Genomic DNA, 23,438 nt, shown 5'->3' on the forward strand with positions numbered 1-23,438 from the left:
GGGATGTGTAGGGATTGATTTCGCCCCCCCTTCCCCCTATGCGACACACATGCCCAGATATGCCCTGAAAGTAGAATATGATGGCGGCCCGTTTTCGGGTTGGCAGCGGCAGGCAGACCAGCCTTCGGTGCAGGGCGCAATTGAATCCGCGCTTGCCCAGCTTCAGGACGGGGAACACCGCATCGCCGCCGCAGGACGCACCGATGCCGGCGTGCATGGGCTGGGCCAAGTGGCCCATTGCGATCTGACCCGCGATTGGGAGCCCTTTCGCCTGTCCGAGGCATTGAATTATCACCTCAAACCGCAGCCCGTGGCGATTGTCGGCTGCGCGGCTGTGGCCGATGACTGGCACGCGCGGTTTTCAGCGGTCGAGCGGCGCTATCTGTTCCGCCTGATCGCACGGCGAGCGCCCCTGACCGTGGAACGGGGCAAAGCATGGCGCGTGCCCCACCGGCTTGATAGTGCGGCGATGCAGGCAGGGGCGGATCAGTTACTGGGCCTGCACGATTTCACGACCTTCCGGTCGTCGATCTGTCAGGCCGACAGCCCGATCCGCACGCTCGACGAATTGCGGGTCCAACAGGTCCGTGACGGGGATCAGCAAGAGTTCCACCTTCACGTGCGCGCGCGGTCCTTCCTGCACAATCAGGTACGCAGCTTTGTCGGCACGCTGGAACGGGTCGGCGCGGGGGCTTGGGCACCCGATGACGTAGGCGCGGCATTGGCAGCGCGTGATCGCGCGGCCTGCGGCCCCGTCTGCCCGCCCGACGGGTTGTATCTGGCCGGTGTCGGCTACCCCGACGATCCTTTCGCCTAGTCGTTGTCGGTCAGGCCAGCCCCTGCGCCCGCCGCGCGCGAGGTTTCGGTTTCGGGCACAAAGGTGCGCGCGGCCAGTTTCATCAGGGCGGCCCAGGCTGCCCCCTCGACCGTTACAGGCCCGATCGCAAGCGTGACCGTGGCCCCTTGCCCGACGGCAATCACCACGCAGTCGTCCTGCACATCGCAGGCCAGACCCGCGCCAAACCGGTTTGCCATGCTGACCAACCCGACGAAAAGGAGAGGTAGGTCGGCCCCGTTGATCCGTTGTTCGCCCTGCCCTGCGCGCACCAAATCAATCGCGGTCGGGCCTGCCATCACAGCGCACCCGTGGCCATCTGTCCACGCCGTGTGCGGACAATCCAGTGCCGCCGCCAAGGCACCCATATCCCCGCCCAGCGCGATGTAATCGGGCATGGCAGCGGCGATGTCCTCGGCGTGGCCAAGCGGCACGCCAGCGCCGCGCGCCGCCTTAAGGACAAGGCCCTGCACCTCGTTGAGGGACCGCATCATGCGGCAAAGGTGGGCAGCCACCAATCGTCAGCGCAATCCAGTTCATCGGCCAATGGCGCGCCCTGTGCCAGCGTGATCCGCGTCCAGCGGTCCGACTTTGGGTCAAATTTCGCCGCGCCAAAGAACGCCAGCTTGCAACGCAGCATATCAATCGGCAGGCAGTTATCGCAGATCAGGTTGTCGCGGATTTCAGCATAGGGGTGGCGTGCCAGCGTCTGCACGCGCCGCGCGGCGGACCGCAATTCGGGACGGGCGGCCAGCAACGGCGCAATCGGGCCGGTCTCCCCGTCCAGTGCCTGCGCCAGCGCCTTGACCTGCCGCGCAATATCCAGCGGGCTTTCCAGCTCGGCCCCGTCCTCGATGAATCGCGACCCAAGACGGGGTTCCTGTTTCGCCTCGGACACATACCAGAACTGCGCACACTGGCGCGGGTCCGCAAAATCGGTGTCAACGGCCCACTGCCAATCCTGCAGGATCAGCGCCGCCAGATCGGCACAGGCCATCGCCGGATCAAGAACGGGAACAAAGGGCGTCGACATGCAATCGGTCAACCCGTCGATCAAGTCACCAAAGGGTTCCAGAACCAGCGCCGCGATCAATTCCTGCGTATCCACAGACCAGCGTGTGCTGTCATCAATCAACCGGTCCAGCGGGGCAGCGCTGCTCATGAAATCTGGCGTCAGAAACGCGGCGACCTCGGGCCATTCGCGGCGCAGCACATCAATCCGGTCCTGCGCGATCCGGTCGGGCACCTGCCATTCCGCCAGATGCTGCGCCGCCCGCATCACCAGTTCATAGATGCGCGCGATCTGATCAGGCGTCAGCGTTTCAACAGCCCGCACGCGCGCCAAAGCGGTTTCACGCACCTGCATCCACGCATCCAGCAACAACGGGTGCGACACCAGAAACGGGGCCATTCCCAACCCCGTCGAATTGCCAATCCCAAGGTGGCGTTTCAGGTGGCGATCAAGGGGGGCGCCACCCACATGTTCGACCAGATCGTGGGTAAAGCCACGGATCAGCCAGACCGTCAGCATTTCGGCAGCAAAAGGGCCGGACATGCCTGCACGGTCGCTGAACTGGCCCCGATCGGCGATCCCGAACTTGCCGTTGCCATAAACGGCCGTCGTGCGCATCAGGTAGCCGATATCGCGGATCATCGCTTCGTCCGGTTGGCCACCTGCGCGCAAGGCGTCCACCACATGGGCAAACAGGCGCACGGATTTGTTGGCACGGCTCAGGACCAGATCGCGCGGATCAAAGCGCGCGGCTTCCTGTTGGGGGGCGGCACGACAGATGCGCGCGATTGCGCTGTCATCGGGCACCCCATCATACAACACATAGGATGTGTCCCACGCCGTCGCGATCACGCGGTCGGTGCGCATTTCCGGCGGCAGATCGGTTGAAACCGCCACCAGCGAATAGGTATGGCCGCCAAAATCCACGCTATAGACCGCATGACCGAACCCGTTTTCGTCAATCTTCCATACCGGACGCATGACCTGCGCGCCCTCGGCCCCAAGGCGGCGGGTGACGGATCGCAGGAATGACAGGCGCGTTGGAAACCCCGCCCCCATGCGGCGCAGGCGCATCACATCGGCAGGTGGACGCAGGGGCCTTTGCGGGATACTGGGGTGATGATCGTCAAGCATGTGCAGCCCCGAAACTGTTGTCATAAAACGCCAGCCAGTTGTCGCCCATGATCCCGTCGACCTCGGCCGTATCAAACCCGACAGCGGCCAGCCCGTCGCGGATATTGCCGAAATCACGGTTGTCGTTGAACCAGCTTGGCATCGGCGGGAAACCGGCATCGCTGGCCGATCCTTCACCATAATCAATCACCTTGGACCAACGGCCCACGCGCATCCATTCGACAACGCTGTCGGGGTGGTCCTGACACAGGTCCGTGCCGATGCCCAAGTGCCTTGCGCCGTAACGGCTCGCCGCCTCGGCCACCATTTCGCAGAAATCCCGCACCGTGCAATCGGACCCGCCCTTCAGGTGATGGGGATAGACGGAAAAGCCAAGCATGCCGCCCGCATCCGTCAGCGCGCGCAACACATCGTCGGATTTGTTGCGCAGGGCAGGATGCCACCAATGGGGATTGGCATGGGTGATGGCGATGGGACGAGTGGAATGATCAATTGCTTCCAGCGTGGAACGATCACCGGAGTGGCTCATGTCCACCACCAGCCCGACACGGTTCATTTCATGCACCACCTGTCGCCCCATACGGGTCAGGCCGGTGTCATCGTCTTCGTAACAGCCCGTGGCCAGCAAGGATTGGTTGTTATAGGTCAGCTGCATGAACCGGATGCCCAGCTGGTGACAGATTTCCACAAGGCCGATGTCGTCTTCGATCGGGCTTGGGTTCTGAAAACCAAAGAAAATCGCCGTGCGCCCCGTGTCGCGCGCGCGGCGCACATCGTCGCCCAAAGTGCCCTTGAAGATCAGATCGGGGAACTGTTCAAAGTAGCGGTTGAACCGTTCCAGTTGCAGCACCATCTCGCGGAAACTTTCGTGGTAGGCGATGGTCACATGCACCGCATCAACACCGCCCGCGCGCATCTGGCGAAAGATCTTTTCCGACCAATTGGCGTATTGCAGATTATCAATCAAATATCCCATGCGGCAAGGTTAGCGCCTTGTCACATCAGGTAAAGCGCATTCGCGCCGAAAACGGGCTGTTTCCCGCCCGAATGAAACCCGATCACATGGATATGCGTTTCAGTTCCCGCAGGACTGCGTTAATGGTAAACCAAAGACGGGGGCGATCATGCGAGCAGCTTGGCAAGCCATCATAGCAACGACTTTTCTTGGCTTGGCAGGCACGTCTGCACAGGCGCAAGAGGTGCGTTTGAATGCCCCGGGTGCCAGCGCCGACCTGCGCAGCGCCCTGCGCGGCGCGTCCCTGACGATCAGCCTGTCGCGTGATGACGAAGGCGCAGTCGCCCAGGACTTTGTCGCCGCCGCGCGTGCCGATTATCAACGCCTTTTGACCGGACTTTACAGCGAGGGATACTACGGCGGCACGATCTCGATCCTGATCGACGGGCGCGAGGCGGCAGGGATCGCCCCGCTGGATTCCCCCGCAAGCGTTGGCGTGATCACCCTCAACGTTGATCCCGGACCGCGATTCACCTTCGGGCGCGCCGAAATTACGCCCTTGCCCACCGGCACGGTGTTGCCCGAAGGGTTCGCCACAGGCCGCCCTGCCCGCTCGGATACGATCCGCGAGTCTGTGATCGTGGGTGTCGATGCCTGGCGCGACGAGGGCCACGCCAAGGCAGCACCCGCAGCGCAACAGATCACCGCGCGCCACGGTGATGCCGCCCTTGATGCCCGTGTGCAGATTGACCCTGGTCCGCAGTTGAGATTCGGACCACTGATCGTGCGCGGGGCTGAAAACATCCGCCCCGAACGGATCATCGAAATTGCGGGCCTGCCCAGTGGCGGCATCTTTTCCCCCCAAGAACTGGACCGCTCACTTGCGCGGTTGCGCCGGGTCGAGGCCCTGCGCTCGGTCGCGTTTTCCGAAGGCGAGATCGCGTCGGGGAACACCCTGCCGATTACCGCGCAGATATCCGAACAAACCCCGCGCCGCGTTGGTTTCGGGGCTGAATACTCATCGGTGAATGGCGCGACCCTGTCGGCGTTCTGGATGCACCGCAACCTTTTGGGCGGGGCCGAACGGTTTCGCGTCGCGGGCGAAGTTTCGGGCCTTGCAGGGGAAACTGCGGGGCTTGATTACACGCTGGGGGCCAGTTTCCTGCGCCCCGGCACCCTGCGGCCCGACGTGGATTTCTATGCCGATCTGGACCTTATGCAGCTGGACGAACCCGACTATTTCTTGCGTCAGGTCACGGCCGAAACCGGCCTGATCCGCCGCGTGCGCGAGGAATTCATCCTCGAGGTCGGCCTTGGCATCCGCAGCGGTGAGGTCAGTGATGATCTGGGCGATCGCCGCTATACCCTGCTGACGCTGCCGATCGAGGGGACATTGGACATGCGCGATGACCCGCTAGACGCGACGATAGGGTTTTATGCCAACGCCGAAATCACGCCTTTTGTCGGGTTGACCGGAAGCGCCAATGGCGGGCGCATCTACGGTGACGGCCGGATTTATCGCAGCTTTGGGACCGATGATCGCGTAACACTGGCGTTTCGTGGCCAGATCGGATCGTTGATCGGCGCCGATGCCACAGATGTCCCCTCGGACCTGTTGTTTTATTCGGGTGGCGGCGGCACCGTGCGCGGCCAACCCTACCAATCGCTGAATGTCGATCTGGGAGGCGGTGTCGAAATCGGCGGCAGTTCGTTTCTGGGCGCACAGATAGAAGCCCGCGTGGACGTGACCGATACCATCGGTATCGTCGGGTTTTATGACGTGGGTTATATCGGAACGGACGCCGTGCCGTTGCAAAACGGCGATTGGCACGCCGGTGCGGGCATCGGGCTGCGCTATGACACTGGCATTGGGCCGATCCGGCTTGATGTTGCAACTCCTGTCGGGGGCGACACCAGCGGGTCAGCGGTGCAAATCTACCTTGGGATTGGACAGTCGTTTTGATGCGCTGGATTGCACTCATATGCCTGTTGTTTGTTGCACCATTTGCGGCAACCGCGCAAGACATGGGCGATGATGGCCCCGGATATCTGGCCGAACTCATTCAGGATAGCCTGTCGGATGCGGGCCGCGATGTGCGCATCGAAGGCTTTGAAGGTGCGCTCAGCGCGCAGGCCACGATGGACAAGATGACCATCGCCGACGACAACGGCATCTGGTTCACCATGCAGGACGTGACGCTGGACTGGTCGCGCACGGCCCTGCTAAGCGGGCGGATCGAGGTCGAGACACTGAGCGCGCAGCGCATCGAAATGACGCGCCTGCCCGAAACCCCGCAAAGCGATGTGCCCTCAGCCGCCGCACAGCCCTTTTCATTGCCCGAACTGCCCGTATCGGTCGAGATCGGCAAGATCACGGCGGACGAAATCACGCTTGGTGCCGATGTTCTTGGTCTTGCCCTGACCGTGTCCTTCGAGGCAAGCCTGAGCCTGATCGACGGCGCGGGCAGCGCCGATCTCCAAGCGCTGCGCATCGACGGACAGGACGGGCGCTTTGACATCAGCGCAAGCTACGACAACGCCAGCGAAACCCTTGCCGTTCTGCTGATCCTCGACGAAGGCACCAACGGAATCGCGGCTACATTGCTGGACATTCCTGACAGGCCTGCACTGGCGCTGCGGGTGCAGGGCGATGCACCGCTCAGCGATTTCACAGCCAACCTGAGCCTTGCAACGCAGGGCGTTGAGCGACTGTCGGGGCAGGTCCAACTGGCAAGTTCCGGCACAGGCGCCGCCGATGATGCCACGCCGGTTGACCGCGAATTTTCAACCACCCTGCGCGGCGATCTGACCCCGCTGGTCGCTGACGAATTTGATGCCTTTTTCGGCACGGCCGCGACCCTGACAGCCCAAGGCACCGCTTTTGGTGACGGGCGGCTGGACCTGACGGGGTTCGATCTGGCGACCCGGTCGTTCGGGATCAGCGGCGCACTGACCCTTGGCACGCAAGGGTGGCCCGAAGCTTTTGATATCAGTGGCCAGATCGGTGATCGGCGCGGCACGCCGGTGCGCCTGCCGCTGGGTGGCGAAGCTACGACCGTGCGATCTATGGACTTGTCGCTGCGCTATGATGCGGCGGCGGGCAACACCTGGGAGGGGTCTTTTGACCTGCAGGACCTGACCCGCCCCGACCTTTCAATTGCGACCCTGAAACTGGAGGGCGGCGGCACAATCACGGCCGGAGAAGGCACGCCCGTTGGCGGTGTCGATCTTAAAATGACCTATGGCGCGACTGGTATCGCGCTGGATGATCCGGCCCTTGCCACCGCCATTGGCAGCGACTTGCGCGGCGACATCAGCGCGCGTTTGACCGAAGACGAACCCCTGCGCATTTCCCGCATGACGCTGATCGGCGAAGGGATGGACCTTGGGCTCACCGCGACGATTGCGGGCCTGGACGCCGGTTTTGAAACCGATCTTTCCATCGGCGGACGTGTTGGGAATTTTGCCCGGTTTACGTTGCTTGCAGGGCAATCGTTGAACGGGTCCGGTTCGCTGCTGCTGTCGGGCAAGGTTTCGCCACTGGGTGATGCATTTGATCTGGCACTGCTGGCCGCGACGACAGACTTGCAGGTCGGTATTGCGCAGCTCGATCCCCTTTTTGGCGGCAATGGCCGCCTGACCCTGAACGCACAGCGTGATACCATCGGCACACGCATCACCGATCTGGACGTGCGCACGGACGGGCTGATCGCGTCGGGCGATCTGAACATCACGCCAACAGGTCTTGCCGCCGCCCTTGATCTGACATTGCCCGTGCTGGATCGCCTTGGAGTCGGCCTGAGCGGCGCGGCCAGTTTCAACGGCGCCGTCGTGCAGGACTCCACAGGGTCTTATGACGTCGAAGGCGCGCTTGGCGGTCCTGATCTGATCAGCACTATCACTGCGCGTATCGGCCCGGCAGACACCGATTACGCCACCACCGGACGGATGACAGGACGGGTCAGCGACCTTGCGCCTTATGGCAGCCTTGTGGGTCAGTCACTTGCGGGTGCGGCGACCTTGGCCCTGACGGCAGAGGGCACTTTGGCAGACGGCGCGTTCAGCGCCAGGGTCCAGTCACTTGCGACCAATCTGTCGGTCGGTGTCCCTGCCCTTGCCACGGCCATGCGCGGCACAGGTAGCTTGCGCGCCGATGTAACGCGCAGCGCGGCAGGGCGCATCGGTGTGCAAGACCTGCAACTGAAGTTTCCAAACCTGACGGGCACCGCGGGCATCACGACCGATGGCGCATCATCGGATGCGGTGTTTGATCTGCGTCTTGCGGATATCGCCCTGTTCACACCCGAATTGAACGGCCCCGTCACAGCGCAAGGCACCGCAACGCAAAGCGGCACTTCCCCGTGGCAGATCAGCGTTGACGCCACGGGCCCGGGCGGCACGGATGCGCGCGCAACCGGCACGATCACCACCGCAGGCAGCACCGATCTCAATATCAGCGGCGCGGCCCCCTTGGGGTTCGCCAATCCCTATATCGCGCCGCGCCAGATCAGCGGGCGAGCCGATTTCGACCTGCGCGCAAACGGGCCAATCGGGCTGAACGCACTGTCAGGTCCCGTGCGCATTTCTGACGGACGCCTAACCGCACCGACCCTTGGGCAATCGCTTGAGGGGATCGCAGGCACCGTGCAACTGTCCAGTGGAACGGCGCAGATTGCGCTGGGCGGAAACAGCAGTGCGGGGGGCACGTTGGCACTGTCCGGTCCTGTATCGCTTGCGGGGCAACAGAACGCCGACCTGACGCTGACCCTTGACCGGATCGTGCTGCGTGATCCGCAGCTTTATGAAACGACAGTTGGCGGCACAATCACGTTTACCGGTCCGATCGCAGGCGGCGCGCGCGTAGCCGGTGGGCTGACGCTTGGGCGCGCCGAAGTGCGCGTGCCGTCTTCGGAAATCAGCAGTTTGGGCGAATTGCCCGAAGTCACGCATATCAGCGCGCCGCGCGATGTTGTTGCAACCCTTGACCGCGCAGGGCTGACAACCCAAGGCACACCGCCGGCAAGCGAAGCGCGCAGCGGGCCGGCCTACCCGCTTGACCTGACGATCAGCGCACCGTCGCAGATATTCGTGCGCGGTCGCGGGCTTGATGCGGAACTGGGCGGGCAACTGACCCTCAGCGGCACCAGCAACAACGTCATTGCCACCGGGCGGTTCGAACTGATCCGCGGGCGGCTGGACATCTTGCAACAGCGCTTTGACCTGACCGAGGGCTATGCCCAGCTTCAGGGTGATTTCACGCCCTACATCCGGCTGCAGGCGACAACAACCGCCGACACGGGCACGCTGGTCAGCGTCATCGTTGATGGGCCTGCCACCTCGCCACAGGTGCGGTTCGAAAGCAGCCCGCAGCTCCCCGAGGACGAAGTGCTGTCGCAGCTGCTGTTCGGGCGTGATCTGGCGTCGATCAGCCCGCTGCAAGCGGTGCAACTTGCCTCGGCGATCAGCACTCTGGCCGGGCGCGGCAGTGGCGGGCTGATCGGGCAAATCCGCGACGGGCTTGATCTGGACAATCTGGATTTCACCACTGACGAGGCTGGAAATGCCGCCCTTCGCGCGGGCAAATACATCTCCGACAACGTCTATACCGACATCACGATCGGCAGTGACGGAACATCGGAAATCAATCTCAACCTTGATATCACCGACGACATCAGCGGGCGCGGCAGCTTTGGCGCGGATGGTGAAACCAGTGTCGGGATTTTCTTCGAGCGCGACTATTAGGGCAGAACTGCGCCCGCCCCGTATTCAGCATTCAGATGTAAAGCGACGCGCCAAAGATGCGGCTGACTTCGTCCTGACGCGTGGTACCCAGCGCGGTCAGGTCCTCATCAGACAATTCGTTCAGTTTGCGCACCTGAACCATGCGGCTATCTGCTTCGGCCAAGACGATCAGACCGCGAAAGACGGCCTTGAACGGGCGCGCAATTGCGGCGCCAATAGCGGATGCATCAAAGTGAACATGCGTTGCGGAAAGTGCCATTTGGAAAACTCCTAGGTCGTTTAGGTTTTTCCTCCCACCCACAACCTACACGCGGCGGTCACATTAATCACCACACAATTGCAGGACGCCGCCTTGCGTCAGGTGCAACGCTAATCCGTTGTGACCAATACCTTTTGCACTTCTTGAAAGGGGCAAGCTACGAAATGATCGTTGCCCACATCCTGCATCACCGGCAGATCACCCGCACAAGACGGCTGCGCCTTGGGGCAGCGGGTGCGGAACACACAACCCGACGGCGGGTTCAAAGGTGATGGCAGTTCCCCTTCGAGGATCGGGCGGTGGCGTGCTTTTTCGGCCACCGGATCCGGAATCGGCACCGATGAAATCAGCGCCTGCGTGTAGGGGTGGCGCGGTTCGCGGGTCAGTTCGCGCGCCTTGGCCAGTTCCATCACGCGGCCCAGATACATCACCAAAATCCGGTCCGAGATGTGTTTCACAACCGACAGATCATGGGCGATAAAGATCATCGCCAGCCCCATGTCGCGCTGCAATTCGCGCAGCAGGTTCACCACCTGCGCCTGCACCGACACATCCAGTGCCGATACCGGTTCGTCACAAATCACCAGTTCCGGCTTGAGGATCAGCGCGCGGGCAATCCCGATGCGCTGGCACTGTCCACCGGAAAACTCGTGTGGATAACGGTTCACCAGATTGGGCAACAACCCGACCCGTTCCATCAGTTCGCCAACGCGGCGTTTCACTTCGGCGCGGCTGGTGTCGGGTTCGTGGGTGGTCAGCGGTTCGGCGATTATCTCGCCCACGTTCATGCGCGGGTTCAGGGCCGCCAACGGATCCTGAAAGATCATCTGCACATCGCGCCGGTGCTTGCGGCGTGTTTGCGTTGTCATCGCGGCAAGGTCGTCACCCTTCCACACCACCTTGCCCTTTGTGACGGGCACAGTCCCGACAATCGCGCGCGCCAGCGTCGACTTGCCTGACCCGCTTTCACCAACGACGCCCAGCGTTTCCCCCGCTTGCAAGTCAAACGACAAGCCACCGACCGCTTGCAAAGGCTGCGAAGGGGTCCAGGGCCAGGCTCCCTGGCGGCGCACATCAAAGGTCACATTCAGGTCTTGGACCGACAGGATCGGGGACATCAGATCACCTCTGCAACGGGAACGTGACAGGCGCGCATCCGGCCTGCGTCAAAAAGATCAAGATTTGGCCGGATCGCGGAACAATGCGGCAAGACCTGCGCGCAACGCGGCGAAAACGGACAGCCCGCGGGCAGTCGTGACATATCCGGTGGTTCCCCGGCGATGGTCTGCAATTCATCATCGTCACGGTCAAGGCGCGGCACGGCTTTCAACAGCCCGCGCGTATAGGGATGGGACGGCGCGGCAAACACATCCGTCGTCGCGCCCTGCTCCATGATCTGCCCGCCATAAAGCACCAGCGTCTTGTCACAGGCATCCGCGACAATCCCCAGATCATGTGTGATCAGGATGATCGCCGTGCCGAATTCACGCCGGATTTCTGCCAAAAGATCCATGATCTGCGCCTGCACCGTCACATCCAGCGCCGTTGTCGGCTCATCGGCGATCAACAGGCGCGGACGACACAGCAAGGCCATCGCGATCATGATCCGTTGGCGCATGCCGCCGGAAAATTCATGCGGGAACATGGTGATGCGCGCCTTGGCATCGGGAATGCGCACCGCGTCCAGCATCTGCACGGCTTCGGCCACGGCCTGCCGTTTGCTCAGCCCCTTGTGAAGTTGCAGCACCTCGGCCATCTGGTCGCTGACGCGGATATAGGGGTTCAACGATGTCATCGGATCCTGAAAGATCATGCCGATGTCCTGCGCGCGCACCTTGTTCAACTGCTTGGGTGTCAGCTTCAGCAGGTCGGTGCCATCAAAGTTGACCTTGCCGGTCGCCGCCCCGTTGCGCGCCAAAAGGCCCATCACGGCAAAGGCCGCCTGACTCTTGCCTGACCCGCTTTCGCCGACAATCGCAAGGGTTTCGCCCTTATCAATGTCAAACGACAGGCCATTGACCGCATGCACAGGTCCATCGGCCGTCTGAAAGGTGACGCGCAGGTCTTCGATCTCAAGAAGGCTCATACTAGCGGTCCTTTGGGTCAAGCGCATCCCGTAGGCCATCACCCACGAAGAAGAAAGCGAACAGGGTAATCAGGAAAAAGAACAGCGGATACATCAGCATCCAAAGCGTGCCGTTGTTCATCTGCGCCGCCCCCTGATTGATCAACGCCCCAAGCGACGTCATCGGTTCCTGCACCCCAAGGCCCAGATAGGAAATGAAGCTTTCAAAGATGATCATTTCTGGCACCAGAAGCGTCGCATAAACGATCACGATGCCCAGCAAGTTGGGCACGATATGACGCAAGACAATTACCACCGGGGATACGCCCGTGGCCACGGCGGCCTCGACGAATTCCTTGTTCTTGATCGTGAGCGTCTGGCCCCGCGCGATCCGTGCCATGTTCAGCCACGAAATCAATCCGATCCCGATAAACAGCATCAGGATTGACCGCCCGAAAATCACCAGCATCAGGATCAGCACGAACATGAACGGGATCGACATCAAAATGTCGACGATCCGCATCATCACCCCGTCAACACGCCCGCCGACATATCCGGCAGTCGCACCATAAAGTGTGCCGACAATCACCGCGACCATCGCCCCGACGATGCCGACCATCAATGAAATGCCCGTGCCCTGCACCGTGCGGGCAAACAGGTCGCGCCCGTCGATATCGGTGCCAAAGTAGTGGCCGGTTTCAAATGACGGCACGCCTTGATAGGCATTGGCCCCCATCAGGCTGAAATCCACATAGTCGGGTTCGTATTGGGCGAACCAACCGCCCAACAACGCGAACAGGCCGATAGCGATCAGCACGATCAGACCAGCCACAGCCGCCTTGTTGCGAAAGAAACGCCTGCGCGCGTCCTGCCACAGGGACCGGCCTTCGATCTGGCTCAGTTCGGCAACGCCTTCGACGGCGGCAACGGATGATTTGTTGAACATCGCGCGCGCCCCCCTAATACCGGATTTTCGGGTCGATCCATGCATAGAGCACATCGACCAAAAGGTTGAACAGGATCGTCAACGCCCCCACAAGGATCGTGATCCCCATGATAACGGCATAGTCGCGGCTAAAGGCCGAGTTCACAAAGAACTGCCCGATCCCGCCTGTGGAAAACGCCACATCAACCACCACCGATCCGGTGATCATCCCCACGACTGCCGGCCCCAGATAGGAAATCACCGGCAGCAACGCCGGCTTGAGCGCATGGCGCAAGATCACGCGGCGCATGGGCAGGCCTTTGGCCTGCGCGGTGCGGATAAAGTTGGAGTTCATCACCTCGAGCATGGATGATCGCATGATCCGCGCAATCGACGCCATATAGGATGTGGACAGGGCAACGACAGGCAAGATCAGGTAGTCAAACCGCACTGATCCGCCCCAAGGCACCCCGAAACAAAAGTTGTCTGTCGCACTACAGGACCCATCAATGAAAACGCCACCTGCCCAACCGCCACCGGGCAGGAGCGGGGCACCGGTCCACCAGAACCAACCCAGCGTAAAGACCAGCACCAACACCGGCGCCATCACAAAGTTCGGCAAGGCCTGCGCCCCGATGGTGATGCCAACGGCAAGATAATCGAGCCATGTATTCTGGCGCAGGGCCGCCGCGATCCCAAGGCTGACACCCACGATCACCGCAACCAGCGCCGACCAGGCACCATAGGTCAGCGTGACCGGAAAGCCTTGGGCGATCACATCATTCACCGTGCGGTCACGGTATTGAAAAGACGGACCAAAATCGAAATGCAGCACGATGTTCTTGACGTAGTTGAACATCTGCACAACGTAGGGCTGGTCCAGCCCATAGCGCGCCTCGATATTGGCTAGCACGGCAGGGGGCGGCGGGCGTTCATTGCTGAAGGGGCCGCCGGGGGCCGCGAACATCAGAATGAACGAGAAAATCACAAGGATAAGCAAGGTCGGCACCGCAATCGCGAACCGTTTTGCAATGAAGCTATACATCGAAGTGTCCCCCAAAAGGTCCCGCGCCACCAAGGGCGGCGCGGGTGATCTCAGGCGGTCTGTTATTCAGACGCGGCGATGTATAGGTCTTTGGAATACCAGTTTTGCAACAGGTTTTCGGTTGGCCAGTTCATCAGGTCAGGCGACTTCATCCGCACCGATGCATAGTGGTAGATCGGCAGGAAGTAGGTGTTCTCGGACGCGATGCGCTCGATTTCCTGATACAGCGACATGGGATCGTCAGATGTCTTGGCTTCGTCGGCCAGCGCGTCAATTTCTTCATCGACAAACTTGCCATCGTTATAGTTCGACCCGGAAGTCAGCAGATCAATATAGGTGCTTGGTTCGTTGTAATCCGCGCACCAGCCCGAACGGGCGATTTCGTAGTTCTGCTCGCCGCGGGTATCAAGGAAGGTCGCCCATTCCTGATTGGCCAGAGTCGTTTCAACGCCCAGCGTCTGCTTCCACATCTGGCCAATGGCCACGGCCACGGACTGGTGGCTGTCGGATGTGTTATACAGAATCTCCAACGTCAGCGGATTGTCGGGGCCGTAACCGGCCTCGGCCATCAGCTCGACGGCCATGGCGTTACGCTCTTCCTGGGTCATGGCGGACGCCGGAATGTCTGGCTGCTCCCAACCGTTGATCGCCCAGTGCGTAAAGGTCCAGGCTGCGCGCTGACCACCGGCCAGAACGTTGTCCACGATCACATCGCGGTTCACCGCAAGCGACAGGGCGCGGCGAACATTTGGATCCTGCAGCGCTTCTGGACCAGAAGGCGACTGGTTGAACTGGTAGTAATAGGAACACGAGTTCGGGAAGCTGAGTGCCTCGCCGGGGTATTCGGCGTTCAGGCGCGGGAACTGCCCCGCAGGCACGTCCATCACGAAATCAATTTCGCCAGCCAGATAGCGGGTCAGCGCAGCGTTACTGTCATTGATGATCAGCGCTGTAACTTCGTCGATGATGGTGTTGTCGTTGTCCCAATACATGTCATTGCGCACGCGCACGAGCTTTTCCTGAGGCACATATTCGGACAGCTTGTAGGCACCGTTGGACACCATGAATTCCGGCTTTGTCCAGTCATCGCCATGCGCTTCGATTGTGGCGCGGTGGGCAGGGAACGTGGTCGGGAATGTCGTCATCTGCGGGAAGTAGGGGCGCGGTGCGTCAATCGTAAGCACGACCGTATAGTCATCAGGCGCGCTGACACCCAAAGCATCCACGGGCATTTCGCCAGCGGTCACGGCTTCGGCATTCGCAAGGCCCATGACCGTCAGATACCACGCATATTCCGAGGCCGTTTCAGGATCGGCAGCGCGCTGCATCCCGTAAACGAAATCGCCCGCGACAACGGGATCGCCGTTCGACCACTTGGCATCCTGGCGCAGGGTAAATGTATAGGTCAGACCATCGTCAGACACGGTATAGCCTGTGGCCACACCGGGCTGCACGGTGCCGGTCGCGTCCTCGGTCATCAGACCCTCGAACAGGTCGCGGGCGACCGATGCGCCTTCAACGTCTTCGACCAGGGCAGGGTCGATCGACGGAAAGTCGTCAAGGATCGAATAGGTGAACGACTGGTCGCTTGCCAGCGCCGCACCGGTTTCGGGGTGGGTTGCATGTGCATCGGCCCAAACGGCCCCGCCCATCGCAATCAGCGCAGCCGCCGTGGTTGCGCGCAAAGTTGATTTCAAAGTCATTTAAATTCTCCCTCTTTTTGAATCCGTCGCCAGACGCAGTGTCTGACAAAATTTCCGGAGCGTTGATGCGTGCGTGTCGCACGAATGAAGCAATCTTTTGACGTCTGTGCGCAAATGGCAAGGGGCTTTGCGAAATTGACCTTGCGGCAGATTGCCAAAGCCCTTGCCTGCTTGATTTGCAGGCGGGATGCGCATTCGCCACAGGCACAAGATTCCGCGCCGATCAGCCTGCAACCTGCGATGGAATCGCTTTGGCGCGGCGACTGGACACAAATGTCTAGACGGATCGTTTTTGCTGCCCTACCCATGATCTGACGGGAATCGCAGGTCAGGGAGGCACTGCCATGAAATCGCATTACAGGGTTGTTGTTATCGGGGGCGGCGTTGTCGGCACCTCGGTGTTGTATCACCTCGCCAAGATGGGGTGGTCCGATGTCTGTTTGATCGAACGCTCGGTCCTGACGGCCGGATCGTCGTGGCATGCGGCGGGTGGCATTCACGCGCTGAACGCCGATCCCAACATCGCCCAGCTTCAGGCCTATACCATCGACCTGCTGCCCGAGATCGAAAAGGAAAGTGGCCAGAACATCGGGCTGCATATGACGGGCGGCTTGACCATGGCAGGCACGCCGGAACGCTGGGAATGGCTGCAATCGGCCTACCGCACCTTCCAGTCCATCGGCATCGAAGACTGCCGCCTCGTGGACGTCGAAGAGGCTGTGGCCCTCAACCCGATCATGTCGGGCGATGGGTTGCTTGGGGGCATGTGGGCCGACCGCGAAGGATATATCGACACAACTGGCACCGTGCACGCCTATGCGGGTGCTGCCAAAAAGAACGGCGCAACGGTGATCGAACATAACCGCGTGCTGGAACTGAACCAAACGCTGGAAGGCTGGCAGGTCGTCACCGAAAAGGGCACGATCAACTGCGAACATGTGGTCAACGCCGCGGGCCTTTGGGCGAAACAGGTGGGTCGCATGGCCGGCATCGAATTGCCGGTGTCGCCGCTCAACCACCACTACCTGATTTCCGACACGATCCCCGCACTGCAAGAGATTGACTTCGAAGTGCCGATGACTGTCGATCTTGAGGGGTTCACCTATCTGCGCCAAGACCAGAAAGGTGTATTGCTGGGTATCTACGAAGTCGATCACCAGCACTGGATGATGGACGGCGCACCGTGGGAATACGGGTTCGAGCTACAACAGGAAGACCCCGACCGGATCGAACGCGAGTTGATCCTTGGCTTTGAACGCTATCCCGCCTTGCAAGAGGTCGGCGTCAAAACATGGGTCAACGGTGCCTTCACGTTCAGCCCCGATGGCAACCCGCTGGTCGGCCCCGTGCCGGGCAAGCGCGGCTATTGGTCCGCCTGTGCGGTCATGGCCGGATTTCTGCAAGGGGGCGGCGTTGGCAAATCGCTGGCGGAATGGATGATCCATGGCGAACCCGAAGCAGACGTTTACGGCATGGATGTTGCCCGTTACGGCATCTGGGCGGAAAACAAGCAATACATCAAGGAAACCACCGGCCAGTTCTACACCCGCCGTTTCGTGATGACCTATCCCAACGAACAACTGCCCGCAGGCCGCCCGATCAAGACCGCGCCGGCCCATGCGGATATGACGGCCGCAGGCTGCCAATGGGGGCAAAGCTGGGATCTGGAAGTGCCGCTGTATTTCGCCGAACCGGGTTTCAAGGAAACGCCCTCGCTGAAACGCTCGAACGCGTTCGATATCGTCGCACGCGAATGCAAGGCGGTGCGCGAAAACGTTGGCCTACTCGATATCTCGGGCTTCTCGCGCTTCGAGGTCACGGGTGACGGGGCCGAAGACTGGCTGAACACCATCTTTGCCACCAAGCTCCCCAAACCGGGTCGGTCGCGCCTTGCTGTGGCCTTGGGCGAGGACGGCCGCCTCAAGGGTGATCTGACCCTGTTCAACTGGGGTGACGGGACATGGTGGATCATGGGCAGCTATTATCTGCGCACATGGCACATGCGCTGGTTCAACGATCACATGGGCGCGAATGTTGAGCTGCGCGATCTGGGGGATGAAGTCGCGGGCTTCTCGCTGTCGGGCCCCAAATCCCGCGCGGTGATTGAAAGGCTAAGCGATGGCGATGTGGGCGTCCTGCCCTTCATGGGTTGCGGTGCGTTCGACATCGGCTTGCTGCGCTGCAAGGTCGGGCGGCTGTCGGTGACGGGCGAGTTGGGCTATGAAATCCACTGCCGGATGGGCGACCACGCAACGCTGCGCAAGTCGCTGCTGGCGGCAGGTGCGGACCAGGGCATGATCGAATTTGGCTTCAACGCGTTGCTGTCGCTGCGACTGGAAAAATCCTATGGCATCTGGTCGGCAGAATTCACCCAAGGCTACACCCCCGGCATGACGGCGATGGACCGCTGGATCGACTGGGACAAACCGGCGTTTGTCGGGCGTGACGCGGCGCTGGCCGAACGCGATGGCAACGGCCCCGCACAGGTGCAGGTCACGCTTGAGGTGGATGCAAAAGACGCAGACGCAAGCGGCTATGAACCGGTCTGGCACAAGGGCGAAAAGGTCGGCTTTGTCACCTCGGGCGGGTTCGGGCACACGCTGGGCAAATCCTATGCGATGGCATTGGTGAACGCCGATGTTGCGGCGCAAGGCACCGACCTGACCCTGCATGTAGTCGGTGTCGAACGGGGCGCGCGCGTCATCGCCCCCTCGCCCTATGATCCGGCGGGCAAGGCCATGCGCGCATGAACGAAGCGCTGCAAGGCAACACCAAAGTCACGCGCGCCGATTGGCTGCGCGCGGCTTTGGACGCGCTTGTGACGGGCGGGGCGGAACGGGTGAAAATCCTGACGCTTGCAAACACCTTGGGTGTGTCGCGCTCAAGTTTCTATTGGTATTTCCAAAGCCGCCAGGACCTGATGGATGCGCTGCTGGATCACTGGCTTGCGACAAACACGCGCCTGTTGGTCGATGCCGCAGCCACGGACGCGCCGACAATCACCGCTGCAGTGTGCAACGTCTTTGCCTGTTTCATCGACCCGACGCAATTTGACACGCGGCTGGATTTCGCCGTGCGCGACTGGGCGAAACGGACCGCCAAGGTGCGCGATGTCCTGATGCAATCGGACGATCAGCGGATCGCGGCCCTGACGGACATGTTCACGCGTTTTGGCTATGGCGCGGGCGAAAGCCTGATCCGTGCCCGCGTGCTTTATTACATGCAAATCGGCTATAATGATGCCGACCTGCACGAACCACTGGCCGCACGGATGGCCGCGATACCGGACTATCTGTTGACCTTCACAGGCCGCATCGCGCCCGAAGCCGAGATCGCGACCTATCGCACCCGCATGTCACGGATCATGCAACCGGTCTAGATCAGGAAGTCACCTGCATCCAGGTCCGCGACCGACAGCCCTTCAAGCAGGATACTGTCTGTGCCGATCGTGACCAACACGTCGCCACCCTGATCCGTTATCGTCAGGTCCGCAAAGCTATCAAGCCCGGTGATATTGCGCATATCCAGCTTTTCAACGCCATCGTTGGCAAAATCCGTCACACGGTCATTGCCAAACCCGTTGCGGAACACAAACACATCGGCCCCCGCGCCGCCGGTCAGCACATCATTGCCATCCTCGCCCCAAAGCGTATCCGTGCCAGCGCCACCATCAAGCGTGTCATTGTCTGCACCGCCACGCAGAGTGTCATTGTCATCGCCGCCAGCAAGCGTGTCGTCACCCAGATCGCCAAACAGCTTGTCTGCGCCCGCACCACCAACCAGTTGGTCGTTCCCGTCAACGCCGCGCAGCGTATCATCGCCAACGTCACCGATCAGAACGTCATTTCCGGCACCGCCGTTGACGCTATCATTGCCCGCGCCGCCATAAATCGTGTCATGGCCCAGACTGCCGGTCATCAGATCGTCGCCGTCACCGCCATCAATCGTATCGCTGCCAGCGCCGCCATAAAGGCTGTCACCACCCGCACCGCCGAAAATCGCATCGTCACCGCCACCACCCGAGATATGGTCTCGGCCATCATCGCCAAAAATCTGGTCGTTTCCGGCACCGCCGTGCATCAGATCATCGCCATCGCCACCATTCAGTGTATCGGCGCCCCCTTGGCCATAGATCGTATCCGTGCCCAGCGCGCCCGTGGCGATATCATCGCCCGTCCCGCCAAAGATGGTGTCGCTTCCCGTGCCACCGTCGATCACATCGGCGTCGCCGTGACCAACCAGAACATCCGCCCCTTCACCGCCGCTGATGCTGTCGTCGCCGCCGCCTCCGCGAATGGCGTCATCACCCAACCCGCCAAAGATCGTATCATCGCCGGTGCGCCCGTCGATCAGATCAATACCGTCACCGCCATAAAGCATGTCGTTGCCAGCACCCCCATCAAGGTTGTCGTTGCCTTCGCCACCGCGCAACAGATCATCACCTGCCCAGCCGGTCAGCCTGTCATTGCCAAGCCCGCCATCAAGCGTGTTGGCACCACTGTCACCCAGCAGATAATCAACGTAATCGGACCCGATCAGTGCTTCGATCCCGTCATGGCTGTCGCCTTCGGCAAATCCGGTGTTGGCGCTTGCATATCGCAGGTCAACCGTCACTCCCGACGTCGCATCAGCGTAACTTGCGACATCAATGCCATCGCCACCAAACAAGGCGTCAGCGCCGATCCCGCCAATCAAAAGGTCATCGCCCGCGCCACCATAAAGGGTGTCGGCCCCACCGCGTCCGTCAAGCGTGTCGTCACCGGCACCACCACCCAGATCATTGGCCCCGCCCGTGCCTGACATCTCGTCGTTCAATGCCGTGCCGACATAGGCGTCGATCCCGGAAAACAGATCGCCTGCTGCGTGGCCGGTGTTGCGCGTGCCATTGGCCAGATCAAGGATGATCCCCGTGCCCGAACCCGCATAGCTCATGATGTCAAAACCACCACCGCCCGCCATGCTGTCGGCCCCGTCACCGCCAAGGAACACATCGTGCCCCGTGGCCCCGATCAACGTATCGTCACCGGCCATGCCATCCAATGTGTCGTCACCGCCAAGACCCTGAATGTAATTGGCAAAACCATCCCCGCGGATCATGTCATCATAGGCGCTGCCGATCACATCCTCGACGCCTGTCACGAAATCTCCGTCGGCATCTCCGGCCGTGCCACCACCCGCTGCAAGATCAACGGAAACCCCAAGCACCGATGTCGCGTAGGTCAACAAATCATGGCCTGCACCACCGTCGATGGTGTCCGCACCGACCCCACCGTCAAGCGTATCATTGCCGTCACCGCCGCTTAGGGTGTCAGCACCGTCAAGCCCCTGCAGCGAGTCGTCACCAAACCCGCCCAGGATCGCATCGTCCCCGGTGCCGCCATTCAGATGGTCGTCCCCGTCGCCACCCCCAAGCACATCCTGACCGTCACCGCCATAAAGCATGTCGGTCCCGCCATCGCCTTGAAGGGTATCGTTGCCCTCGTTGCCGACAAGCCAGTCATCACCCGAGCCGCCCTCAAGGATGTCTGCGCCATCACCACCGGTCAGGCTGTCATTGTCGTCGCCGCCAAACAGGCTATCGTCGCCGTTTCCACCATTCATGGTGTCTGCGCCGGCGTCCCCGAAAAGATCATCAGCGCCTTCGCCACCTGACAGCGTGTCGTTACCGGCCCCTCCAACGATCGTGTCGTTCCCCGCACCACCGCTAAGGTCGTCGTTGCCGTCTTCACCAAACAGGGTGTCGTTGCCATCACCACCTGACAGCACGTCAATGTCGCCACCCCCGTAAAGAATGTCGTGGCCTGACCCTCCTGTCAGATCGTCAATGCCATCGCCACCCGTAAGCGTATCATTACCAAGCCCGCCGCTCATGCTGTCGGCGCCCGCCCCGCCCGACATCACATCATCACCATCGCCACCGTTCAATGTGTCGTCACCGGTTCCGGCGTTCATCACGTCATTGCCACTGCCACCGCTCAGGCTATCCGCGCCCTCCCCACCAAAAAGCGTGTCGTCCCCGTCACTTCCGTTCAGGGTGTCATTCCCGTCATCCCCCCATAGGTGATCGGCATCGTCACCACCTGTGATGTCGTCGTGTCCTGCGCCGCCGTGCAAGGTATCGGCACCTGCGCCACCATTCAGCCAGTCGGCATCATCCCCTCCCAGCAAAAGATCGGCCCCTTCGTGCCCCATGATGCTGTCATTGCCCGCGCCGCCTGAAATCACGTCATCGCCAGCGCGCCCGTCGATCGCGTCGTCGCCATCGCTTGCCGTTATCTGGTCGGCCCCATCGGTGCCGTTGATGCTGTCGGCCGCAATGGTGCCCGAAATCGTGCTCAGGGGCACGCCCGATACCGTCACAAGCTGCGATGTGCCGAACTCGGCCACGGCAATCTGGCCGTTGCCGTAGTTCACGTAAGTCATGTCACCCAGTGAATAAAACGCGTTGGCAGCGTAAACGCCATATTGCGTGACGACATTCCCGTTGGCGTCCAGATGGCCGACACTGGCAGAACTGCCCGACACGACGACATTGGTCGCCTGCTGGATGAAGTAGTCGGAAAATGTCACCGGATCGCCATTGCCATCGACAGGCTGACCCGCAGCCAGCCCGTTGGAATACGCGGTTCCGTTGATGACGGTGATGTTTGATGTCGGATAGGGCTGCGTGACCGATGTCAGCACGGACGTGGGCGCAGACACCAACGCAAGGTCTTCGCCCGCCAGAAATTGCGCGCCAAACGCGCTTGAAATCCAGATCCGGTCATCAAACACACCCATGATCGTCGCCGTGGCACCCGAGGTTGCGCCGACGATGAACATCCCCGCCGAAAGCCCCCACGAATTGGCAACATCAAGGGCAAGCCCCGAACTGCCAAGGTTGAACCCGTGCCCGTCCGCACCTGCCGCCGTGCAATCAACCAGCGTCACGTTGGTCGAACTCCACGATACCGTTATTCCGTTTTCGCCACCGTTCAGCGACGTCACGTTTGTCAGCGTCGCGTTATTGACGCCCTGAAGCGTGACCTGATCAGCCGTAAACCCGTTGCTGGCAGAAAACTCGCCGCCAATCATCGTGCCACCTGGCCCAAGGGGCTGCGCGCCGTCCACCAGCAGGTTCGTGACGGTCAGCCCCTGCACCAACGGGCCGTCAAGGCCGGGGCGGTTCGTGATCTGGAACGGAAAAATAACATCCGTCGCAGCAGGTTCGCTGATTTCAAGGTTTTCGACAGTGATGTCGGTCGCGGCTTCGGTCGCGCTGGATTCGATCACAACGCCGTATTTCCAACCCTTGATCGTCAATTGGTCGGGTGGATTTCCGGTGCCGCCGATATTGCCGATCTGCACGTCATGGGCCGCCGTGCCCAAAACTGCTGTTCCCGCATTACCAGCAACATCAAAGGTGCCACTGCCCGTCAGCCCGGCAAAGCTGGTGCCCGACAGATCATAGGCAGGGCCCGCAATCGCCGTGTCCAACGACAGCGTCACGCCCGAATTGATGTTCAGGGAAACGTTATCCTGCGCAATCAGGGTTTGGGAAAAACCTGTCGATGCTGTCACGTTCACAACGCCCGACGTCGCCGTGCCATTGGCCGCAACATAGGCCTGCACAGCTTCAAGGGCTGCGTTGATATAGGCACCGTCAGTGACATCGACCTGTGCGACGCCATTCGTTTCCGTGATTGTAAAACCGCTCACACGTTTCCCTTTTTGCCAATACCGTGCCGCCAGCACGGCACACATCCTGCGTCATTGCGGGGCGG

15 protein-coding genes are annotated in these 23,438 nt (G+C 61.1%); 5 read left to right on the top strand and 10 right to left on the bottom strand.

Annotation, left to right across the window (positions count from 1 at the left end; all coding sequences use genetic code 11):
- Nucleotides 1-49 precede the first annotated feature (49 nt).
- The gene (truA, locus tag SJY21_RS06620) at nt 50-817 is read left to right on the top strand and encodes a tRNA pseudouridine(38-40) synthase TruA (protein WP_377507925.1); all 768 of its coding nucleotides are present in this window, start codon (nt 50-52) and stop codon (nt 815-817) included.
- Here truA and SJY21_RS06625 read toward each other — a convergent pair.
- From SJY21_RS06625 to SJY21_RS06635, 3 genes are read right to left on the bottom strand one after another with little or no spacing between them, the layout of a single operon-like run.
- Nucleotides 814-1,329, bottom strand: coding sequence for a DUF3726 domain-containing protein (locus SJY21_RS06625; protein ID WP_377507928.1), 516 nt, complete (start codon nt 1,327-1,329; stop codon nt 814-816). The two genes, truA and SJY21_RS06625, sit on opposite strands and share 4 nt — an antisense overlap.
- Nucleotides 1,326-2,981, bottom strand: a complete 1,656-nt coding sequence (locus SJY21_RS06630) for a hypothetical protein (protein WP_377507931.1) — start codon at nt 2,979-2,981, stop codon at nt 1,326-1,328. The genes SJY21_RS06625 and SJY21_RS06630 overlap by 4 nt, the downstream gene beginning before the upstream one ends.
- Nucleotides 2,974-3,957 carry a membrane dipeptidase gene (locus SJY21_RS06635; protein WP_377507934.1) on the bottom strand — a complete coding sequence of 328 codons (984 nt, stop codon included), beginning with the start codon at nt 3,955-3,957 and terminating at the stop codon, nt 2,974-2,976. The genes SJY21_RS06630 and SJY21_RS06635 overlap by 8 nt, the downstream gene beginning before the upstream one ends.
- 148 nt (nt 3,958-4,105) lie before the next feature.
- On the opposite strand from SJY21_RS06635, the gene SJY21_RS06640 reads away from it, so the two are divergent.
- Complete coding sequence (locus SJY21_RS06640; RefSeq protein WP_377507937.1) at nt 4,106-5,899, top strand: autotransporter assembly complex family protein; 1,794 nt, start codon at nt 4,106-4,108, stop codon at nt 5,897-5,899.
- The gene (locus SJY21_RS06645) at nt 5,899-9,678 is read left to right on the top strand and encodes a translocation/assembly module TamB domain-containing protein (RefSeq protein ID WP_377507940.1); all 3,780 of its coding nucleotides are present in this window, start codon (nt 5,899-5,901) and stop codon (nt 9,676-9,678) included. The genes SJY21_RS06640 and SJY21_RS06645 overlap by 1 nt, the downstream gene beginning before the upstream one ends.
- A gap of 31 nt (nt 9,679-9,709) precedes the next feature.
- Here SJY21_RS06645 and SJY21_RS06650 read toward each other — a convergent pair whose 3' ends face one another.
- From SJY21_RS06650 to SJY21_RS06675, 6 genes are all read right to left on the bottom strand, one after another.
- The gene (locus tag SJY21_RS06650) at nt 9,710-9,937 is read right to left on the bottom strand and encodes a hypothetical protein (protein ID WP_377507943.1); all 228 of its coding nucleotides are present in this window, start codon (nt 9,935-9,937) and stop codon (nt 9,710-9,712) included.
- A gap of 110 nt (nt 9,938-10,047) precedes the next feature.
- Nucleotides 10,048-11,055 carry an oligopeptide/dipeptide ABC transporter ATP-binding protein gene (locus tag SJY21_RS06655; protein ID WP_377507946.1) on the bottom strand — a complete coding sequence of 336 codons (1,008 nt, stop codon included), beginning with the start codon at nt 11,053-11,055 and terminating at the stop codon, nt 10,048-10,050.
- Complete coding sequence (locus SJY21_RS06660; protein ID WP_377507949.1) at nt 11,055-12,023, bottom strand: oligopeptide/dipeptide ABC transporter ATP-binding protein; 969 nt, start codon at nt 12,021-12,023, stop codon at nt 11,055-11,057. Before SJY21_RS06660 ends, SJY21_RS06655 begins: the two co-directional genes overlap by 1 nt.
- A gap of 1 nt (nt 12,024) precedes the next feature.
- Nucleotides 12,025-12,948: an ABC transporter permease subunit gene (locus SJY21_RS06665; RefSeq protein WP_377507952.1), complete on the bottom strand. Its 924-nt coding sequence runs from the start codon at nt 12,946-12,948 to the stop codon at nt 12,025-12,027.
- Between the two features lie 13 nt (nt 12,949-12,961).
- On the bottom strand, nt 12,962-13,972 hold the full coding sequence (locus tag SJY21_RS06670; protein WP_377507955.1) for an ABC transporter permease subunit: 1,011 nt from the start codon (nt 13,970-13,972) through the stop codon (nt 12,962-12,964).
- Between the two features lie 62 nt (nt 13,973-14,034).
- Complete coding sequence (locus SJY21_RS06675) at nt 14,035-15,675, bottom strand: peptide ABC transporter substrate-binding protein (RefSeq protein WP_377507958.1); 1,641 nt, start codon at nt 15,673-15,675, stop codon at nt 14,035-14,037.
- A gap of 344 nt (nt 15,676-16,019) precedes the next feature.
- On the opposite strand from SJY21_RS06675, the gene SJY21_RS06680 reads away from it, so the two are divergent.
- A complete protein-coding gene (locus tag SJY21_RS06680; protein ID WP_377507961.1) occupies nt 16,020-18,425 on the top strand; it encodes an FAD-dependent oxidoreductase in 2,406 nt (801 codons plus the stop codon).
- On the top strand, nt 18,422-19,054 hold the full coding sequence (locus SJY21_RS06685; RefSeq protein WP_377507964.1) for a TetR/AcrR family transcriptional regulator: 633 nt from the start codon (nt 18,422-18,424) through the stop codon (nt 19,052-19,054). Before SJY21_RS06680 ends, SJY21_RS06685 begins: the two co-directional genes overlap by 4 nt.
- Here SJY21_RS06685 and SJY21_RS06690 read toward each other — a convergent pair.
- Nucleotides 19,051-23,373 (bottom strand): beta strand repeat-containing protein, encoded by a 4,323-nt coding sequence (locus tag SJY21_RS06690; RefSeq protein WP_377507967.1) that lies wholly within the window; start codon nt 23,371-23,373, stop codon nt 19,051-19,053. The two genes, SJY21_RS06685 and SJY21_RS06690, sit on opposite strands and share 4 nt — an antisense overlap.
- Nucleotides 23,374-23,438 lie beyond the last annotated feature (65 nt).

Source organism: Octadecabacter sp. R77987, from assembly GCF_042466115.1.
Classification (GTDB): domain Bacteria; phylum Pseudomonadota; class Alphaproteobacteria; order Rhodobacterales; family Rhodobacteraceae; genus SW4.

Bases quoted from the DNA above. Each gene is read 5' to 3' on its own strand.
- SJY21_RS06645 (WP_377507940.1), top strand. From the start codon at position 5,899: ATGCGCTGGATTGCACTCATATGCCTGTTGTTTGTTGCACCATTTGCG.
- SJY21_RS06630 (WP_377507931.1), bottom strand. From the start codon at position 2,981: ATGCTTGACGATCATCACCCCAGTATCCCGCAAAGGCCCCTGCGTCCA.
- SJY21_RS06665 (WP_377507952.1), bottom strand. From the start codon at position 12,948: ATGTTCAACAAATCATCCGTTGCCGCCGTCGAAGGCGTTGCCGAACTG.
- SJY21_RS06670 (WP_377507955.1), bottom strand. From the start codon at position 13,972: ATGTATAGCTTCATTGCAAAACGGTTCGCGATTGCGGTGCCGACCTTG.
- SJY21_RS06680 (WP_377507961.1), top strand. From the start codon at position 16,020: ATGAAATCGCATTACAGGGTTGTTGTTATCGGGGGCGGCGTTGTCGGC.
- SJY21_RS06625 (WP_377507928.1), bottom strand. From the start codon at position 1,329: ATGATGCGGTCCCTCAACGAGGTGCAGGGCCTTGTCCTTAAGGCGGCG.
- SJY21_RS06675 (WP_377507958.1), bottom strand. From the start codon at position 15,675: ATGACTTTGAAATCAACTTTGCGCGCAACCACGGCGGCTGCGCTGATT.
- SJY21_RS06650 (WP_377507943.1), bottom strand. From the start codon at position 9,937: ATGGCACTTTCCGCAACGCATGTTCACTTTGATGCATCCGCTATTGGC.
- SJY21_RS06660 (WP_377507949.1), bottom strand. From the start codon at position 12,023: ATGAGCCTTCTTGAGATCGAAGACCTGCGCGTCACCTTTCAGACGGCC.
- SJY21_RS06685 (WP_377507964.1), top strand. From the start codon at position 18,422: ATGAACGAAGCGCTGCAAGGCAACACCAAAGTCACGCGCGCCGATTGG.
- SJY21_RS06655 (WP_377507946.1), bottom strand. From the start codon at position 11,055: ATGTCCCCGATCCTGTCGGTCCAAGACCTGAATGTGACCTTTGATGTG.
- SJY21_RS06640 (WP_377507937.1), top strand. From the start codon at position 4,106: ATGCGAGCAGCTTGGCAAGCCATCATAGCAACGACTTTTCTTGGCTTG.
- truA (WP_377507925.1), top strand. From the start codon at position 50: ATGCCCAGATATGCCCTGAAAGTAGAATATGATGGCGGCCCGTTTTCG.
- SJY21_RS06635 (WP_377507934.1), bottom strand. From the start codon at position 3,957: ATGGGATATTTGATTGATAATCTGCAATACGCCAATTGGTCGGAAAAG.